This window comes from Blastococcus sp. OS1-29 (assembly GCF_057628075.1).
Genome location: NZ_JBXXJK010000004.1, coordinates 242,703 through 258,971 on the forward strand (window position 1 = coordinate 242,703; position 16,269 = coordinate 258,971).

The 16,269-nt window shown below is 73.8% G+C and carries 19 protein-coding genes; 10 read left to right on the top strand and 9 right to left on the bottom strand.

What is annotated here, in order from left to right; all coding sequences use genetic code 11:
* Positions 1-73 precede the first annotated feature (73 nt).
* From pstS to AC2H4J_RS12185, 3 genes are all read right to left on the bottom strand, one after another.
* Positions 74-1,189: a phosphate ABC transporter substrate-binding protein PstS gene (gene pstS, locus AC2H4J_RS12175; RefSeq protein ID WP_487465139.1), complete on the bottom strand. Its 1,116-nt coding sequence runs from the start codon at positions 1,187-1,189 to the stop codon at positions 74-76.
* Positions 1,190-1,289: 100 nt separating this feature from the next.
* Positions 1,290-2,177 (bottom strand): mycothiol synthase, encoded by an 888-nt coding sequence (mshD, locus tag AC2H4J_RS12180; protein ID WP_487465140.1) that lies wholly within the window; start codon positions 2,175-2,177, stop codon positions 1,290-1,292.
* A 7-nt stretch (positions 2,178-2,184) separates the two neighbouring features.
* Positions 2,185-2,931, bottom strand: coding sequence for a winged helix-turn-helix domain-containing protein (locus AC2H4J_RS12185; RefSeq protein WP_487465141.1), 747 nt, complete (start codon positions 2,929-2,931; stop codon positions 2,185-2,187).
* A 525-nt stretch (positions 2,932-3,456) separates the two neighbouring features.
* Here AC2H4J_RS12185 and AC2H4J_RS12190 point away from each other — a divergent pair.
* The 7 genes from AC2H4J_RS12190 to AC2H4J_RS12220 all read left to right on the top strand — a co-directional run bounded on the left by AC2H4J_RS12190 (position 3,457) and on the right by AC2H4J_RS12220 (position 7,427).
* On the top strand, positions 3,457-3,678 hold the full coding sequence (locus tag AC2H4J_RS12190; RefSeq protein ID WP_487465142.1) for a hypothetical protein: 222 nt from the start codon (positions 3,457-3,459) through the stop codon (positions 3,676-3,678).
* On the top strand, positions 3,675-4,517 hold the full coding sequence (locus AC2H4J_RS12195; protein ID WP_487465143.1) for a hypothetical protein: 843 nt from the start codon (positions 3,675-3,677) through the stop codon (positions 4,515-4,517). The genes AC2H4J_RS12190 and AC2H4J_RS12195 overlap by 4 nt, the downstream gene beginning before the upstream one ends.
* A gap of 2 nt (positions 4,518-4,519) precedes the next feature.
* The gene (locus AC2H4J_RS12200; RefSeq protein ID WP_487465144.1) at positions 4,520-5,209 is read left to right on the top strand and encodes an LmeA family phospholipid-binding protein; all 690 of its coding nucleotides are present in this window, start codon (positions 4,520-4,522) and stop codon (positions 5,207-5,209) included.
* Between the two features lie 44 nt (positions 5,210-5,253).
* Positions 5,254-5,688, top strand: a complete 435-nt coding sequence (locus AC2H4J_RS12205; protein WP_487465145.1) for a thioredoxin family protein — start codon at positions 5,254-5,256, stop codon at positions 5,686-5,688.
* 152 nt (positions 5,689-5,840) lie between these two features.
* Positions 5,841-6,275, top strand: a complete 435-nt coding sequence (locus AC2H4J_RS12210) for a DUF4395 domain-containing protein (protein ID WP_487465146.1) — start codon at positions 5,841-5,843, stop codon at positions 6,273-6,275.
* A gap of 23 nt (positions 6,276-6,298) precedes the next feature.
* Positions 6,299-7,126, top strand: coding sequence for a sulfurtransferase (locus AC2H4J_RS12215; protein WP_487465147.1), 828 nt, complete (start codon positions 6,299-6,301; stop codon positions 7,124-7,126).
* A 7-nt stretch (positions 7,127-7,133) separates the two neighbouring features.
* Complete coding sequence (locus AC2H4J_RS12220) at positions 7,134-7,427, top strand: DUF1416 domain-containing protein (RefSeq protein WP_487465148.1); 294 nt, start codon at positions 7,134-7,136, stop codon at positions 7,425-7,427.
* A gap of 70 nt (positions 7,428-7,497) precedes the next feature.
* On the opposite strand, the gene AC2H4J_RS12225 is transcribed toward AC2H4J_RS12220, so the two are convergent.
* A complete protein-coding gene (locus AC2H4J_RS12225; RefSeq protein ID WP_487465149.1) occupies positions 7,498-8,232 on the bottom strand; it encodes a DUF4184 family protein in 735 nt (244 codons plus the stop codon).
* Position 8,233: 1 nt separating this feature from the next.
* Positions 8,234-8,911 carry a TetR/AcrR family transcriptional regulator gene (locus tag AC2H4J_RS12230; protein ID WP_487465150.1) on the bottom strand — a complete coding sequence of 226 codons (678 nt, stop codon included), beginning with the start codon at positions 8,909-8,911 and terminating at the stop codon, positions 8,234-8,236.
* A 132-nt stretch (positions 8,912-9,043) separates the two neighbouring features.
* Here AC2H4J_RS12230 and AC2H4J_RS12235 point away from each other — a divergent pair, with 132 nt between their 5' ends.
* From AC2H4J_RS12235 to AC2H4J_RS12245, 3 genes are all read left to right on the top strand, one after another.
* A complete protein-coding gene (locus AC2H4J_RS12235) occupies positions 9,044-9,973 on the top strand; it encodes an NAD-dependent epimerase/dehydratase family protein (RefSeq protein WP_487465151.1) in 930 nt (309 codons plus the stop codon).
* A 135-nt stretch (positions 9,974-10,108) separates the two neighbouring features.
* Positions 10,109-10,654, top strand: a complete 546-nt coding sequence (locus AC2H4J_RS12240; protein WP_487465152.1) for a heme-binding beta-barrel domain-containing protein — start codon at positions 10,109-10,111, stop codon at positions 10,652-10,654.
* Positions 10,651-12,348, top strand: coding sequence for a DUF885 domain-containing protein (locus AC2H4J_RS12245; RefSeq protein WP_487465153.1), 1,698 nt, complete (start codon positions 10,651-10,653; stop codon positions 12,346-12,348). Before AC2H4J_RS12240 ends, AC2H4J_RS12245 begins: the two co-directional genes overlap by 4 nt.
* Here AC2H4J_RS12245 and AC2H4J_RS12250 read toward each other — a convergent pair.
* The 4 genes from AC2H4J_RS12250 to AC2H4J_RS12265 form a co-directional block, all read right to left on the bottom strand.
* On the bottom strand, positions 12,295-13,077 hold the full coding sequence (locus AC2H4J_RS12250; protein ID WP_487465154.1) for a hypothetical protein: 783 nt from the start codon (positions 13,075-13,077) through the stop codon (positions 12,295-12,297). The two genes, AC2H4J_RS12245 and AC2H4J_RS12250, sit on opposite strands and share 54 nt — an antisense overlap.
* A 14-nt stretch (positions 13,078-13,091) precedes the next feature.
* Entirely contained in the window at positions 13,092-13,775 is a 684-nt protein-coding gene (locus AC2H4J_RS12255; protein ID WP_487465155.1) for a hypothetical protein, read from the bottom strand.
* Positions 13,776-14,093: 318 nt separating this feature from the next.
* Positions 14,094-15,347: a Na+/H+ antiporter NhaA gene (gene nhaA / locus AC2H4J_RS12260; RefSeq protein ID WP_487465156.1), complete on the bottom strand. Its 1,254-nt coding sequence runs from the start codon at positions 15,345-15,347 to the stop codon at positions 14,094-14,096.
* 70 nt (positions 15,348-15,417) lie between these two features.
* Positions 15,418-16,266, bottom strand: coding sequence for an aminotransferase class IV (locus tag AC2H4J_RS12265; RefSeq protein ID WP_487465157.1), 849 nt, complete (start codon positions 16,264-16,266; stop codon positions 15,418-15,420).
* Between the last annotated feature and the right edge of the window lie 3 nt (positions 16,267-16,269).

Sequence of the window (16,269 nt, forward strand, 5' to 3'; positions counted from 1 at the left end):
GACGAGCAGGTTCCGGGACGCCCGACGGCCCGGGATGCCGCAGCGGCATCCCGGGCCGGGGTGGATCCGAGGATCAAGCGGACGCCTTGATGGCGTCGACGACCTTCTGCGCGGCGTCCCGGGCGTCCGAGGTGATCGGCGAGCTCCCCGCGGCGCGGGCCGCGGCCTTCTGGCCGTCCTCGCTGATGACGTAGTTCTCGAACGCCTTCACCGCGTCGGCCTTGGCCTTGTCGTCGTACTGCATGCAGCCGATGTGGTAGCTGACCAGCACGATCGGGTACTCGTCGGCCGAGGTGGTCGTGCGGTTCACCGACACGGCGAGGTCGTTCTCGCCCCGGCCCGCAACCTTCTCGGAGTTGGCGACGACGGCGGCCGCGGCCTCGGACGACGGCTTCACGAACGTGTCGCCGACCTTGATGTTCGCGATGCCGAGCTTGCCGGCCTGGCTCTCGTCGGCGTAGCCGATCGTGCCCTGGCCCCCGGACACGGAGGCGATGACGCCGGAGGTGCCGTTGGCCGCCTCGCCGCCGCTGATCGGCCACTCGCCGACCTTGCCGGCGGTCCACACGTCACCCGCGGTCTTGCTCAGGTAGTCGGTGAAGTTCTCCGTGGTGCCGGACTTGTCGCCCCGGTGCACGGGGGTGATCGCGGTGCTGGGCAGCTTCGCGTCCGGGTTGTCGGCGGTGATCTTCGGGTCGTTCCAGGTGGTGACGGACCCGTTGAAGATGCCGGCGATCGTGGCCGGGGAGAGGTTCAACGTGTCGACGCCGTCGAGGTTGTAGACGACGGCGATCGCCGAGATGTAGTTCGGCAGCTCGAACACGCCACCGGTCGTGCAGCGGTCGGTGGCCTTCTTCAGCTCGTCGTCGCTGAGCGCCGAGTCAGAGCCCGCGAAGTCCGTGCCGCCGGCGAGGAACTGCTCGCGGCCACCGCCCGAGCCGACCGGGTCGTAGCTGAAGTTGACGCCGGGCTGCTGGCTGTTGAAGCCGGCCTGCCAGGCCTGCATGGCGGCCTGCTGGGCGCTGGAGCCCGCGCCGACGAGGTCGCCGCTCAGCTGCGGGGCATCGCTGGTGCTGGAGGCCGTGTCGCTGCCGCCCTCGTTGGAGGCCCCGCACGCTGCGAGGGAGAGGGAGCCGGCGAGAGCCGCGGTCAGGAGGACCGTGGCGCGAGTCGTGCTGCGAAGCGTCATGACCGGCAAGTTAGGGAGCCGAAGTGGCCGCTTCCGGGTGCGAAGGTGAACAGCCGGTGAACGAGGGCTGAGCTTTCCCGGCGGGGACGTGACGCGCGTCTCAGCGCGGGTCGTGCCGCCAGGAGACGTCGACGGAGAAGCGCTGGAAACCGCGGCCCTCGTAGAGCCGCACGGCGGCGGTGTTGTCCTCTTCGACGTACAGGAGCACCTGTCCCAGGCCCCGCGCGCGCAGGTGCGCCAGGCCCAGGTCGGTCAGCGCCCGGCCCAGTCGCAGCCCCTGCGCGTCCGGGTCGACGCCCAGCACGTAGATCTCGCCGACCGGGTCCGCACCGACATCGCCCGGCGGGTGGACCTTGGTCCAGTGCGAGCCGAGCAGCTCACCGCCGTCCTCGGGATCGCCGCGCCAGGTCATCAGGAAGCCCTCGGGGTCGAACCAGGGCTCGGCCTCGCGGAGCTCCAGGTCGCCCCGGGTCATCCGGCCCTGCTCGGGGTGCCAGGCGAAGGCGCGCGCGTTCACGCGGAGCCAGGCGTCCTCGTCCCGGCCGGGGCGGAACGGCTGCACGGTCACGTCGTCCGGGAGAGCCGGTCGGGGGTCGGGGTCGACGCCGGCGAGGTCGCGCCGCATCTGCAGCAGGACACGGTCCCGGGTGAAGCCCCGCGAGGAGAGCAGCTCGGCCGACCCGGGCAGGTCACCGTGCGCCCAGACGTGGAGCGCCCCGTCGCCGGCGCGCTCGAGCACCCGGTCGAGCAGTTCGCCGCCGAACCCGCGGCGCCGGAACCCGGGGTGCACGACGAGCTCGGCCGAGCCCTCGTCGAGGCGGGCGTAGCCGACGATCCGGTCGCCGTCCCGGGCCACGAGGTCGTGCCCGCCGGGAGAGCCGTGCTGCAGCCCCAGCTGCGCGTCCTCCGACAGCGGACGCACCCCGTCGGCCGCGGCGGCGGCGTCCAGCAGGGCCAGCACCTCGGGGACGTCGACGCGGTCGCTCACCCGGTCATCAGACCAGTTCGGCGCGGGCCCGGTCGTCGGAGGTGTCCGCCTGGGCGGCCTTCGCCGCGGCATCGGCCACCTGCTGGTCGAGCTTGTAGCCGACGTTGCGGACCGTGCCGATCAGCGCCTCGTGCTCGGTGCCGAGCTTCGCCCGCAGCCGCCGGACGTGGACGTCGACCGTGCGGGTGCCGCCGAAGTAGTCGTAGCCCCAGATCTCCTGCAGCAGCTGGGCGCGGGAGAAGACCCGGCCCGGGTGCTGGGCCAGGTACTTCAGCAGCTCGAACTCCTTGTAGGTGAGGTCGAGCGGGCGGCCGCGGAGCTTGGCGGAGTAGCTGTGCTCGTCGATGACCAGCTCGCCGGCCTGGGTGACGCCGCGCTCGGCACCGTCGGCGGGTGCCGCGGCGGCGAGCCGGCGGGCGGCAGCCCACTTGAGGCGGGCGTCGACCTCGGCCGGACCGGCGGTGTCGAGCAGGACGTCGTCGACCCCCCAGTCGGCCGACAGCGCGACCAGCCCGCCCTCGGAGAGGACGGCCACGAGCGCGGCGGCGACACCGGTGGAGGAGAGCAGGCCGCACAGCGTGCGCGCCCGGATGAGGTCGTGACGCGCGTCGACGAGGACGACGTCGCCGGAGTCGCCGTCGAGCAGGCTGGAGAGTTCGGGCGCGACCACTCGCACCGAGTGGGCCAGCAGTCCGAGCGCGGGGAGCACCTCGGTCGTGGCCTGGCGCGCCGCCGTCATGAGCACGAGTCGCATCAAGTCTCCTTCGCGGGAGCCGACGACGGCGCTGTCGAGGTGGGAGCGCAGGATAACCGATGTGCCTGCCGAGAGCCCTGTTTCGCGGGTTCTGACGGTGCACACCGACGACGGGGTGGAGCTCGCCGGCATCGTCGTCCCGGCCGGGCCGAACGCGGCACCCCTCATCTTCGTGGTCACGCACGGGTTCACGAACTCGACCGCGCGTGCCCCGCTTCGCCGGCTGGTCGGGTGGCTGTCCGCCGGACAAAACCCCGCTTCCCCCCACCGCTCGCACGCTCGCGGCGGGCCCCTGCAGCGGGGCTAAGAGCCTGTGCGACGTCGACGCCGCGGTGCGCGCCGCGCGTGTGGACGGGGCCCGGGCCGTCGTGACCGTCGGCCTGTCCATGGGCGGCGGTGCGGTTGCTGCGGCAGCAGAAGGACCCCGCTGCCCCCCACCGCTCGCACGCTCGCGGCGGGACCCTGCAGCGGGGCCGACGCGACACCCGGCCGATGCGCCGGGTGCACTGACTGCTGGAGACGACCGTGGGCCGGCGGGTGCTCTCCCGGCTCATCACGCACCGGTTCGACGAGGCGTGGCTCACCCCACCGCCGTCCCCGTTGCACGTCGTCAGCGCGATCGCCCAGGCGGCCGGTCCGACGGCGACCGCGTGGGTGGTCCCGGGCTTCGGACACGCCGAGAGCGGAGCGACCGCTCCGCTCGTCGAACGGATCGGACGCTGGGCTTCTGCGACCATCGACACGTGAGTTCACCTGCCCTGGAGTCCGCGCTGCCCGCGCGGGCGCACCACCTGCCCGCCGCGGGCTGCGCCGCCGGCGCCGTCGCGCTCCTGGTGGTCCTGCCCGAGATCCTGGGCGATCTGGGCCGGCTGGCCGCGGTGATCGTGCTGCAACTGGGCCTGGTGCTCGTGTGGGTCCTGGTGACCGGCATCCAGGGCTTCTTCGGATCGTTGGCCGTCGGCGCGGGCGCGGCGGTCGCGGCCGATCTCGTGCTGGTCCTGCCGGGGAGACCGGCGATGGGCGGCCTGCTCGCGGTGTTCGGCGTGAGCTTCGTGGCGATGGTGCTCCAGCAGATGTTCCGGCGTCCGCGTCACGACCTGGTCGCCTCGCTGGCGGGCACCGCCCTGCTGCTGGCAGTGACCGGGGCGCTGGCGACCCTCCTCCTGCTCGGCCGGACGGAGGCCGGGCACGGCCGCGCCCTGGTCGCGCTGCTGGCGGTGGGTGCCGCCCTGGTGGCCGGGCACCTGGCCGATCTCGTGCTGCCCCGCCCCCAGCTGGCCCAGGGTGTGCCCTGCGGACTGCTCGGCTTCGGCGTCGCGGTCGTGGCCGCGGCGGCCGTGACGGTCCTCGGCCGGAGCGTGAGCGGCACCGTCGACCCCCTGGCGGCGGTGATCTACGGCGCGGTCCTCGGCGGCGTGGCGGGCATCGTCTCCCTCGTCGCGTCCTACGTGGTGGTCGAGGCCGACGCAGCCGAGCCGCCCGACGGCGAGCAGCCGCCGCCGGTCTGGGCCCTCGCGGTGATCCAGGGCGTGCTGCCGCTGGCCGCCTGCGGCCCCGTGGCTCTCGCGCTGCAGAGCGTGCTCTGACCGTGCGGGCGCTGCTGGTCGTCGTCCTCCTGCTGCTGGGGCTGGCCGTCGCCGCCGACCGGTTCGCCGTGGGCATCGCGGAGGACAAGGTCGCCACCCAGCTGGCGGAGAAGGGCGGGCTGCACGGGACGCCCACCGTCGACATCGCCGGGTTCCCGTTCCTCACCCAGGCCTTCGCCGGCACCTACGACGACGTCCGCATCTCGCTCACGGCCGAGCAGCTGGGTCAGCCGGCGGGGACCGAGGCGCACGTCGTCCTGCACGGCGTGCACGTTCCGCTCTCGAAGGTCGTGTCCGGCTCGGTGGACCGGGTGCCGGTCGACCGGATCGACGGGACGGCGACGCTGTCCTACGCGCTGCTGTCGGCCAAGCTCGGCGGCGACACGACGCTGCGCCCCGAGGGCAAGGGCCTGCGGATCACCAAGACCGTCGAGCTGGTCGGGCAGACGATCCCGTTGACCGCCGCCGGAACGGTCGGCCTCGACGGCAACCAGCTGGTGATCGACGTGTCCAAGGCGGCAGGCGCCGGGGTCGACCTGCCCGGCTTCCTGGTCAGCCGGGCGAGCGACCTGCTCGACCTGCGCTACGACCTGCCGGCCCTGCCGTTCGGGCTGAAGCTGACCGGCGTCCGCCCCGCCGCGCACGGCGTCGACATCACGGTGGCGGCGAGCGACGCGGTCCTCGGCGGCTGAGCCGGCGGGAATAGCCGACCGAACCGGCCGGGTTGGTGCCAGGGATGAGTGGAGTCGGAGTGGTCGTGGTGCTCGCCGCGCTCGCGGTGACGGTCGTCGTCGCGTGGTGGGTCCGCACGCGCGACGGCGCGGTGCGGACGCCGGCCGCCGCGCCCGCCCACCTGCCGGTGTTCACGCGCCTGGGCGTCGATCCGGCCGTCGCCGATCTGACCGTCGTCCAGTTCTCGACGGCGTTCTGCGCGCCCTGCCGGACGACGAAGGCCCGGCTCGAGCACCTGCGGGCCGCCCGTCCGCGGCTGGCCTACGTCCACGTCGACGCCGAGAGCCACCTCGACGAGGTCCGCGAACTCGACGTCCGCCGGACGCCGACGCTGTTCTACCTCGACCGCGAGGGGCAGCTGATCGGCCGGAGCAGCGGCGCTCCGCGGCCCGACGAGCTGACCGCCCTGGTGGACGCGCATGCAGGCGTCCCCTCGTGATCGGCTACCCTCGCCGCGTGGGCACCCTGCTGACGTCGCGACGCACAGTCGATCTGTGCCGCGTCGACAGCTGCCTCTGTCCGGCTCCCTGAGGGCGAGCCCTTCCTCGCCCAGACGCGCCCTGACCGCCGTCCGGAGAGCCCCCTGCAGCCATGAGTCCTGCCCTGTCCCGTGAGATCGACGTGCGTGGGCCGCGGTTCGCCGCGTCCGTCACGGCCGTCGTGCTGGCCGTCGCGCTCCTCCTCGGCAGCGGCGTGCTCGTCGCCGTCCAGGCGGTCGTCTTCGCCGTGGGGGCGTTCGCCGGCCTCCGGTACGCGCCGTACGGCGCCTTCTTCCGCGCCGTGGTCGCGCCCCGGCTCGGCCCGGTGCGCGAGCGCGAGCCGGAGGCGCCGCCCCGCTTCGCCCAGCTCGTCGGCCTGCTGTTCGCCGTCGTGGGCGCGGCGGGCTACCTGCTGGGTTTCCCGGTGCTCGGCGCCGTCGCCACCGGGCTCGCGCTCGTGGCGGCCCTGCTCAACGCGGTCACGGGCTTCTGCCTGGGCTGCGAGCTCTACCTGATCGCCCGGCGGGTCCTGCCGGCCCGCGCCTGAACCACCAAACGGAGGAACCAACCATGAGCAGAAACGACGTGCTCGTCACCGCCGACTGGGCGGAGGAGAACCTGGGCACGCCCGGGCTCGTCTTCGTCGAGGTCGACGAGGACACCAGCGCCTACGACGGCGGCCACCTCGAGGGTGCCGTCAAGCTGGACTGGAAGCAGGACCTGCAGGACCCGGTGCGCCGCGACTTCGTCGACAAGGAGGCCTTCGAGGCGCTCCTGTCGGCCAAGGGCATCAGCAACGACGACACCGTGATCCTCTACGGCGGCAACAACAACTGGTTCGCCGCCTACGCGTACTGGTACTTCAAGCTGTACGGCCACGAGAGCGTCAAGCTGATCGACGGCGGCCGCAAGAAGTGGGAGCTCGACGGCCGTCCGCTGTCGAAGGACCCGGTGGAGCGCCCGGCCACCCAGTACCGGGCGAAGGACCCCGACCTGTCGATCCGCGCCTTCCGCGACGAGGTCGTCGCCTCGATCGGCTCGAAGAACCTGATCGACGTCCGCTCGCCCGACGAGTTCTCCGGCAAGATCCTCGCCCCCGCCCACCTGCCGCAGGAGATGGCGCAGAAGGGCGGCCACGTCCCGACCGCCAAGAACATCCCGTGGAGCAAGGCGGCCAACGAGGACGGCACCTTCAAGACCGACGAGCAGCTCGCGGCGCTCTACGCCGAGCAGGGCTTCGACGAGAGCAAGGCGACGATCGCCTACTGCCGCATCGGCGAGCGCTCGAGCCACACCTGGTTCGTGCTGCGCGAGCTGCTGGGCAAGTCCGACGTCAAGAACTACGACGGCAGCTGGGTCGAGTACGGCTCGCTCGTCGGCGTCCCGATCGAGAAGTGAGCTGACCATGTGCGGAGCCCCCAAGCAGGGTGGTGCCCTGGCCGGCATCGACCTGAGCACGCAGACGGTCATCCAGGGCCAGGTCTGGCACGACGGCGCCCCCGTCGCCGGTGCCTACGTCCGGCTGCTGGACGAGACCGACGAGTTCACCGCCGAGGTGGTGACCAGTCCCGAGGGCGAGTTCCGGTTCTTCGCCGCTCCCGGCAAGTGGAAGGTCCGTTCGCTGGCCCGCGTGGGCAAGGGTGAGCGGCTCGTCCCGGCCGAGGTCGGCCTGAACGAGACGACGATCGTCATCGAATAGCACCGCTCCCCGGAGCGTGGAGAAGGACCTGTCCGGACCATCGGGCAGGTCCTTCTCCGTTGCGGGGGCGTCAGGGCTCCGGGGACCGGGCGACGTGCCAGCCGGCCGCGAGCAGGACGCCGGTGGCGAGCGCCGCCCCGCCGGCCCAGGTTGCCCCCGTGAAGCCGGCGGCCCCGAGGCTCGGTGCGGTGAGCGCCCCCGGGACACCCGCGAGGACGCCGGTGCCGGCCACGACCGCCCAGGGCCAGCGCGGCGCCCGGGTTCCGGTGTCGGCGCGCGACGGCGGCGTCCGCCGCCACCAGCGGAGGAGCCAGACGACGAGGACGAGCCCGCCCACCAGGCCGCTGGCGTACTGCAGCCAGCGGTAGCCCGGGAGCAGTCCCCAGTTCTCCGCGAGCGCGTGGACGTGCCGGGTGCCCCAGCGCCGGGGGTGGGTGAACTCGTCCCACAGCACGTGCGTGGCGGAGCCGAGCGCGAGGCCGACGGCGGTGAGCAGGACCGCGCGGACGCCGCTCAGCCTGGGGCGCAGGCCGAGCGGGATCCCGGCCAGCCGACCGCGGAGAGCGGGCGGTGCCGCTGCGATGGCGGGGGTCGCGAGCACGCCGTGCCAGAGAACCCAGACCAGGGCGCCCAGCAGCAGGTCGGTGGTGAGGACGGCGGGCGCGGTGTGCGTGTACAGCGCCGGCTGGAACGGCACGTAGTACGGGAAGTCGGGAGCCATGCTGCCGATCACGAGCGCGGACGCGGGCAGCGGCGTGCGCAGGAACGGCAGGCCGGCCGCGGGATGGCTGCCGGTGAACGGCATCTCAGAAACCGATCAGGTGGGCGAGGTCGGTGGCGGCGCGGTCGAAGTAGCGGTCGGCGTCCTCCACCGACCCGACGAAGTGGCCGAACAGCTCGAAGCTGATCGTCCCGAACAGGGCGCTCCAGGCGAGCAGCGCCCGCACGCGCACCGTCTCGTCGAGCGCCGGGTGCTCGCCACCGAGGACGGCGGCCGCCCCGTCGCTGACCACCCCGGGGTCGCGCTCGCCGGAGCCGTCGGGCAGCAGGCCGGCCCGCGCCGCGTCGCCCAGGATGGTGCCGAGGACGACGCCGACACGGGACGCCGCGGGCACCGTGTCCTTCGGCGCCCGGTAGCCCGGCACCGGCGAGCCGTAGAGCAGTGCGTACTCGTGCGGGTGGGCCAGCGCCCAGGCGCGGACGGCGCGGCAGACCCCGAGCCAGCGCTCCACCGGCGGCGCGGACGGGACGTCGGCCGCCTCGGCCGCGGCGCCGAGGTCGTCGTAGCCGTCGATGATCAGCCGGGTCAGCAGCTCGTCGCGGCTGGGGAAGTACCGGTAGACCGCCGACGACACCATGCCCACCTCGCGGGCGACCGCGCGCAGCGACAGCGCCGCCGCACCGACCTCGGCGAGCTGCCGGCGGGCGGCGTCGGTGATCTCTGCGGTGAGCTCGGCGCGGACGCGTTCGCGGGCGGACGGCATGGGCACGATGGTGCCATATAGAGAGCAGTGAGCACAAAAGAGAGCGCCGCTCTTGACACCCTGGTGCGGAAGTGTCAGCGTCTTCCCCGTAAGCGAGAGCACCGCTCTCGCAACGGAGCGAAGGAGCCTTCCATGGCACTGCACGTGATCGTCGGCAAGGGGCCGGTCGGCCTGACCACGGCCGAGGAACTGGTCGCGCGAGGCCACGAGGTGCGCGTGCTGTCGCGCAGCGGCGGCGTCTCGACCGACGCGGTCGAGCACCGGCAGGTGGACGCCACCGACGCCGCCGCCGTGGCCGGCGCGGCACACGGCGCGGCCGCCCTCTACAACGCCGTGAACCCCGCCTACACCCGGTGGGCGACCGACTGGCCGCCGGTGGCTGCCGCGCTGCTGACCGCGGCCGAGCGCAGCGGCGCCGTCCTCGTGACCATGTCGAACCTGTACGGGTACGGGCGTCCCTCCGGGCCGATGACGCCGCAGTCGCCGATGGCGGCCACCGACGTCAAGGGCCGGGTGCGCGCCCGGATGTGGGCCGACGCGCTCGCCGCGCACGAGGCCGGCCGCGTGCAGGTCACCGAGGCGCGGGCCGCGGACTTCGTCGGTCCGCAGGTGGACGGCGACCACTCGCACCTGGCCCGTCAGCTGCCCGCGATCCGCGCCGGCCGCCGCGCGTACGTCGTCGGCGATCCGGATGCCCCGCGCACCTGGGCGTACCTGCCCGACGTGGCCGCCACCCTCGCGACGCTCGGCACCGACGAGCGCGCGCTCGGACGCGCCTGGCACGTGCCGAGCGCCCCGCCACGGTCGCAGCGGCAGGCCATCGGCGACCTGGCCGCTGTCCTCGGGGTGCCGTCGGTGCCGGTGAGCAGCATCCCGTGGCCGATGCTGCGGACGGCCGGTGTCGTCGTCCCGTTCCTGCGCGAGGTCGTCGCCGTCCGGCACCAGTTCGACCAGGCGTACGTCATCGACGCGACCGCCACCACGGAGACCTTCGGCCTGCGGCCCACCCCCTGGAACGAGGTGGTGGCCGCGATCGCGGCGGTCTCGCTCGTGACCGGCTGAACCGGGCGGCCGCAGTCCGCATACGGTGGAGGCCATGGTCTCCGCATGGGCACTGGTCACCCTGGCGTCGTCGGCGGCGCTCGCCTTCGCCTACGGCGCCCTCCGCCTGGCCCGCAGCCCGAAGGGGGCCCGCCGATGAGCGGCCCCACCGAGCTCCCGGTGCCCGACACCGCCGACGTCCGCAGCGGTCCCGAGGTCTCCGAGGAGCTCCTCTCGGTCCTGCCGCTGCTGGGCGAGTGGCACGGGGAGGGTGTGCGCAGCGGCGGGGCGGCGGGCTCGGAGGCCGACGTCCGGTTCGGCCAGTGGATCCGGTTCAGCCACGACGGCCGCGGCTTCCTCGCCTACGAGTCCCGCACCTGGCGGCTGACCGACGACGGGGCCATCGCCGCTGCCGACGCCCGGGAGTCCGGTTTCTGGCGGCCCCGTGGCGCGGACGACGTCGAGCTGCTGGTCACCAGCCCCGACGGCCTGGTCGAGCTCTACGTCGGCTCCGCCCGGACGACGACCAGCTGGGAGCTGTCCACCGACGTCCTCGCCCGCACCCCCGACGCCCCGGACGTCAGCCGGGCCGTACGCCTCTACGGCATCGTCGACGGCGCGCTGATGTACGCCATCGACCGGGCGGGACCCGACGGACCACTGCGGCCACTGATGTCCGCCCGACTCGAACGGATCCGATGACTTCTCCCAGCACCCCCCGGCAGGTCGCCGACCGCTACGTCGACGCCGTGTGCGACCTGAACCCGCTGGTCGCCACGTCGCTGGGCACCCGGCCCGGCGACGACCGGCTGCCCGACGCCGGCCCGGGGGGACTCGAGGCCGAGGCGGCGCTGAACCGGGCGACCCTCGCCGAGCTCGACCGCGTGCTGGCGGAGAACCCGGCGCTGGCCGACGACCCGATCGAGCGCAGCTGCGCCCGGCTGCTGCGCGAGCGGCTGGGCGCCGAGCTCGCGGCGCACGAGCAGGGGGAGGGCCTGCGGGCGCTGTCCAACCTGTTCAGCCCGGTGCACGCGGTCCGGCAGGTCTTCAGCCTCATGCCGGCGGTCACCGAGGACGACTGGGCGGTGATCGCCCGGCGCATGGCGCGGGTGCCCGAGGCGTACCGGAGCTTCCGCGAGAGCCTGGAGGAGGGCGCCCGGCAGGGACTGCTGGTCGCCGGGCGTCAGGTGCGCACCGTCGTCGGGCAGCTCGACGAGTGGCTGGCCGGGCCCTACTTCGCCGGCTTCGTCGCGACCGGACCGGAGTCGCTGCGCGCCGAGCTGGTCAAGGCCGCGCACGCCGCCGACCAGGCCGTGGCCGACATGCGCGACTTCCTGCGCGACGAGTACGCGCCGCAGACCGAGGGGACGCCGGACGCCGTCGGCCGCGAGCGCTACGCCACCGCGGCGCGACGGTGGACGGGCTCGGACCTGGGCGCGGGGCAGGGGCTCGAGGAGGCCTACGCCTGGGGCTGGTCCGAGCACCGGCGGATCCTCACCGAGCAGCGCATCGAGGCGGAGAAGGTGCTGCCCGGTGCGACTCCCATGGAGGCCATGCGCTGGCTGGCCACCAACGGGCCGGCGGTGGAGGGCGTGGAGGAGATCCGCGCGCGGCTCCAGCAGATGATGGACGACGCGATCGCCGCCATGGACGGGACGCACTTCGACCTCGCCGAGCCGGTGCGCCGGGTCGAGGCCATGATCGCGCCGCCCGGCAGCGCGGCCGCGCCGTACTACACCCGTCCCGCGCAGGACTTCTCCCGGCCGGGCCGCACCTGGCTGCCGACGCTGGGCCGCACCCGCTTCCCGCTGTGGGACCTCGTCTCGATCTGGTACCACGAGGGCGTCCCCGGTCACCACCTGCAGCTGGCGCAGTGGGCCTACGTCTCGAGGGACCTGTCGAGCTACCAGACGTCGCTGGGGTCGGTGGGCGCCAACGTCGAGGGCTGGGCGCTCTACGCGGAGCGGCTGATGGACGAGCTCGGCTACTTCAGCGACCCCGGTGAGCGACTCGGGTACCTGGACTCCCAGCAGCTGCGCTCGGTGCGGGTGGTCATCGACATCGGCATGCACCTCGGGCTGACCATCCCGGACGACGCCGAGGGCGCTCTCGAGGCCCACCGTGGCGAGCCGTGGACGCCGGAGCTGGCGCGGGCCTTCCTGGGCGAGAACTCCGGGGCCGACATCGCGTTCCTGGACAGCGAGCTGGTCCGCTACCTCGGCATCCCCGGGCAGGCGATCAGCTACAAGCTCGGGGAGCGGGCCTGGCTGGAAGGCAGGGAGGCGGCGAAACAGGCACGCGGCGCCGACTTCGACCTCAAGGCCTGGCACATGGCGGCGCTGTCACAGGGCTCGCTCGGCCTCGACGACCTCGCCGTGGAGCTCGCCCGGCTGTAGCGGCCGGGGCGCGACCAGGGCGAGTGCCGCGAGGGCCACGCCCCAGAGCAGGCAGAGGACCGACCAGGTCGGGCCGGCTCCTGCCCAGGTTCCGGGGAAGGCGAACGACACCAGGCCCCCGTACGCCGCGCAGAGCCCGGCCGACGTCCCGACGTACCGCCGCCCCCGGGGCCAGACCGCGGCGACCAGGGCGAGGGCGGCCAGCACCAGTGCCAGCGCGCCCTGCACGGCGTGGTGGTCCACGCCCATCGTCAGCTCGCCGATGGCCTCGCCGGCGTCCTGCCGGTTCAGCCGGTACATGCGCACGGCGTGTGCGAGGAGCGGGACGGCGCCGGCGGCGGCCAGCACGAGCAGCGGCACGGAGGTCGACCGCGTCAGCGGGTGCACCCGCTCGCGGCCCGGGACGAGGAGGACGACGGCACTCTCGACGCAGAGGAGCGCCGCGTAGCCCAGCAGCTGCCATTCGAGGCCGGCCACCGACGAGACGAGCAGCGCGGCGAGGGCGGTGACCAGCGTGACCGTGGCCGGTGCGGCACGGGTCGGCCGGATCGCCACGGCGAGGAAGGAGCCGCCGAGGAGCAGCGTCATGAACGCGCCCCAGCCGGCCTCCAGCACCACGGGCCAGTCCGCGTCCCACGAGACCGCGAGATCGATCAGACCGAAGCCGGGGAAGAATAGCCAGCTCAGGGCGAAGACGAGGGCCAGGACCCGGACCGCGAGTGCGCGCACCGACGCATGATCACCTATGCGGCGGGTTGATCGGCGGTGACGGGCAGCGCCTCGAGGCCATCGCTGGCTACGAGGTCGGCGATGCAGGCCACACTGCCCCCGACGTACGTGCTGGTCAGGTCGATGTCGGTGACCACGCACCAGGCCTGGTCGGCCGGCCACCACAGGTTGGCGCTCTGCTCGTGCGGTTCGGGAGCGAGGTTGCGGACGGCGTCGGCGAGCGCGCCACGCACCAGGACGACGTCCTTGCCGCCGCGCAGCAGCAGCCGCGGCGGGACGTCGGGGTCGGCCAGGTCGTACCCGAATCCGTCCCAGCGGCCGAACAGGCACGCCTCGGGCGTGGTCGTGTGCCGGCCGAGCGCCTCGATCAGGCGTGCGGCGACCGCGATCGGCAGGTGTCCCTCGCTGGGGCCGTCGTCCCAGAGCGGCGGCTGGCTCTCGACCGGCCCCCGGGTCACGGCGACCCACTGCATCTGCGGGTGGGTGCCGGTGCCGTTGTACGCGGCGACGTCGGCCCAGGGGACCTCGACGTCGTCGTCTCCGTCGTAGCGGATCGCCGGGTGGAGGACCCGCGCATAGGCCTCGAAGACCGCGGGGACGAGGGCGGAGACGGTGCCGGGCGACCCACGCCGCCGGCCGGAGGAGACCCAGACCCCGCGGGAGACGTCGTCCTCGACCGGGAGTCCGCCGAGCTGCACGACACGAACCTACCCAGACAACGGACAACCCCCGGGCTGCTCCGCGGCGCTGCGCTCGCACAATGCAACTGCACGCGGGCCGACTGGACAAATGTCGGCGGCCCGGGGGTCGGGTGACTGTCCGGTTCTCGCTCGCCGCCGTACGACGGACGGGCGATCTGCCGTCGCTCAGACGCGAGTCTGAACGGGCGGCCCATCTGGACGGCGGCTAGCGGACAGCCACCTCACGAGTCCTGTAGCTATGCAAAGTACGGACCACCTCCTCTCTCGTGTACGACGAAGGTACGACCGCGAAAGAGGGCCCGGCAACCGCAATTCTCAGCCCTCGGCGAACGTCGCCGACCGGTAGCGGCGGTTGCGAAGCCGGAGCAGCACCGCGGCCAGCAGCGCCGCGGTCAGGGTGCCGACCAGGACGCCCACCTTCACGTGCTCGTCGCGCAGGCTGCCCGCCCCGAAGGCCAGCTCGCCGATCAGCAGCGAGACGGTGAATCCGATGCCGCCGAGCAGCGCCAGGCCGACGACGTCCCACCAGCCGAGGTCGCTGTCGAGCTCGGCCCGCGTGAACCGCGAGACCAGCCAGGTTGCCGCGGTGATGCCGACCGTCTTGCCGACGACGAGGGCGACGACGATCCCGAGCGCGACGGGATCGGCGAGCGAGTCGGCGAGGCCGGAGAGGCCGCCGACGGTGACGCCGGCGGCGAAGAACGCGAAGACCGGCACCGCGACCCCGGCGGAGAGGGGCCGGAAACGGTGCTCGAAGTGCTCGGCGAGACCAGGTCCGGCGTCCGGACCCCCGGCGCCCTCGCTCCGCACCACCGGCACGGTGAAGGCGAGGAGCACCCCGGCCACGGTCGCGTGGACCCCCGAGGCGTGCACCAGGCCCCAGGTGAGCAGGGCCAGCGGCAGCAGCAGCCACCACGAGCGGATCCGCCGCTGGACCAGGAGCCCGAACAGCGCCAGCGGCAGCAAAGCCAGCAGCAGCGGCGGGACCGACAGGGCCGAGGTGTAGAAGACGGCGATGATCGAGATGGCCAGCAGGTCGTCGACGACGGCCAGGGTCAGCAGGAAGGTGCGCAGGCCGCTCGGCAGGTGGGTGCTGATCACCGCGAGGACGGCGAGGGCGAACGCGATGTCGGTCGCGGTCGGGACGGCCCAGCCACGCAGGGCGCCGTCGCCGGTGCCGAGGTTGACCAGCACGTAGATGACCGCGGGCACGGCCATGCCGCCGACCGCCGCGGCGACGGGCAGCGCGGCCCGCCGGGGGTCGCGCAGGTCGCCGGCGACGAACTCGCGCTTGAGCTCCAGCCCGGCGACGAAGAAGAAGATCGCGAGCAGCCCGTCGGCTGCCCAGCTGCCCAGCGACAGGTGCAGCTGCAGCGCCTGCGGGCCGATGCGGGCGTCCCGGACCGCCGCGTAGACCGAGGCCCAGGGGGAGTTGGCCCACACCAGGGCGACGAGCGTGCCGAGCAGGAGGAGGACGCCGCCGACGGTCTCCTTGCGCAGGACCGCCGCGATCCGGCTGGTCTCCGGCCGGGAGCCGCGGGAGAACAGCCGGGTGGCGGGGGTGGTCACGGGGCGGCTCCAGGAAGCAGGGTCGGGTAGGACACTGCCGACCAGACTTCCCGGCGCACCGGGAACCAGGTTAGCGGGCGAGCAGCTCCCGGATCGGTCCGGTCAGGCCGGCGTCGCCCCGGTGGACCCCGTCGAGGGTGTGCACCGGCGCGGCACCGCGCACGCCCGAGACGAGCCAGACGGCGTCCGCGGCGTGCAGATCCGCGACCGTGCCCCAGCTGACCTCGGTCCGCCAGCCGGCCGCCACAGCCCGGGCGAAGAGCCGGGCGACCGTGGTGCCGGGCAGGATCCCGGTCTCCAGCGGGGGCGTGCGCAGGGCGCCGCCGCCGGCCCAGACGACCGTGGAGGTGGGACCCTCCAGGAGCTGGCCCTCCAGGGAGGTGAAGACGACGTCGTCGACACCGCGGTGGTGGGCGTGCCGCTGGGCGGCCATGTTGACGGCGTAGGACAGGGTCTTCGCGCCGCCGAGCAGCCACGGGGCCTGGGCGCGGAAGCCCACCGGGACGCCCAGACCGAGGCTGATCACGGAGATCCCCTGCGCGCGCTGGCGGAGCACCTCCGCGGGCACCGGGGACAGCAGGGCGACGGCGGTCGGGGGCAGCCCGTCGCCGAGGCCGCGGGTGAGGAACAGCCGGCACACGCCCTCGACCTCGGCCGGCCAGTCGGCCAGGACGGTGTCGACGAGCGAGCGCCACACGGCCTGGCCGGGGTCGGCCAGCTCGAGCAGTGCGGCCGACCGGGCGAGCCGTTCCAGGTGCGCGGGCAGGTGCGGCGTCGTCCGTCCGGACACCGCCACCGACTCGAAGACGCCGTCGCCGCGGCCCAGTCCCTGGTCGAACGCGGTCACCACCGGCTCGTCCGCCGGCACGGACACCGCCGCGCCGTTCCGCCAGACCGCCACCCGTCGCTGGTCGTCCACGGG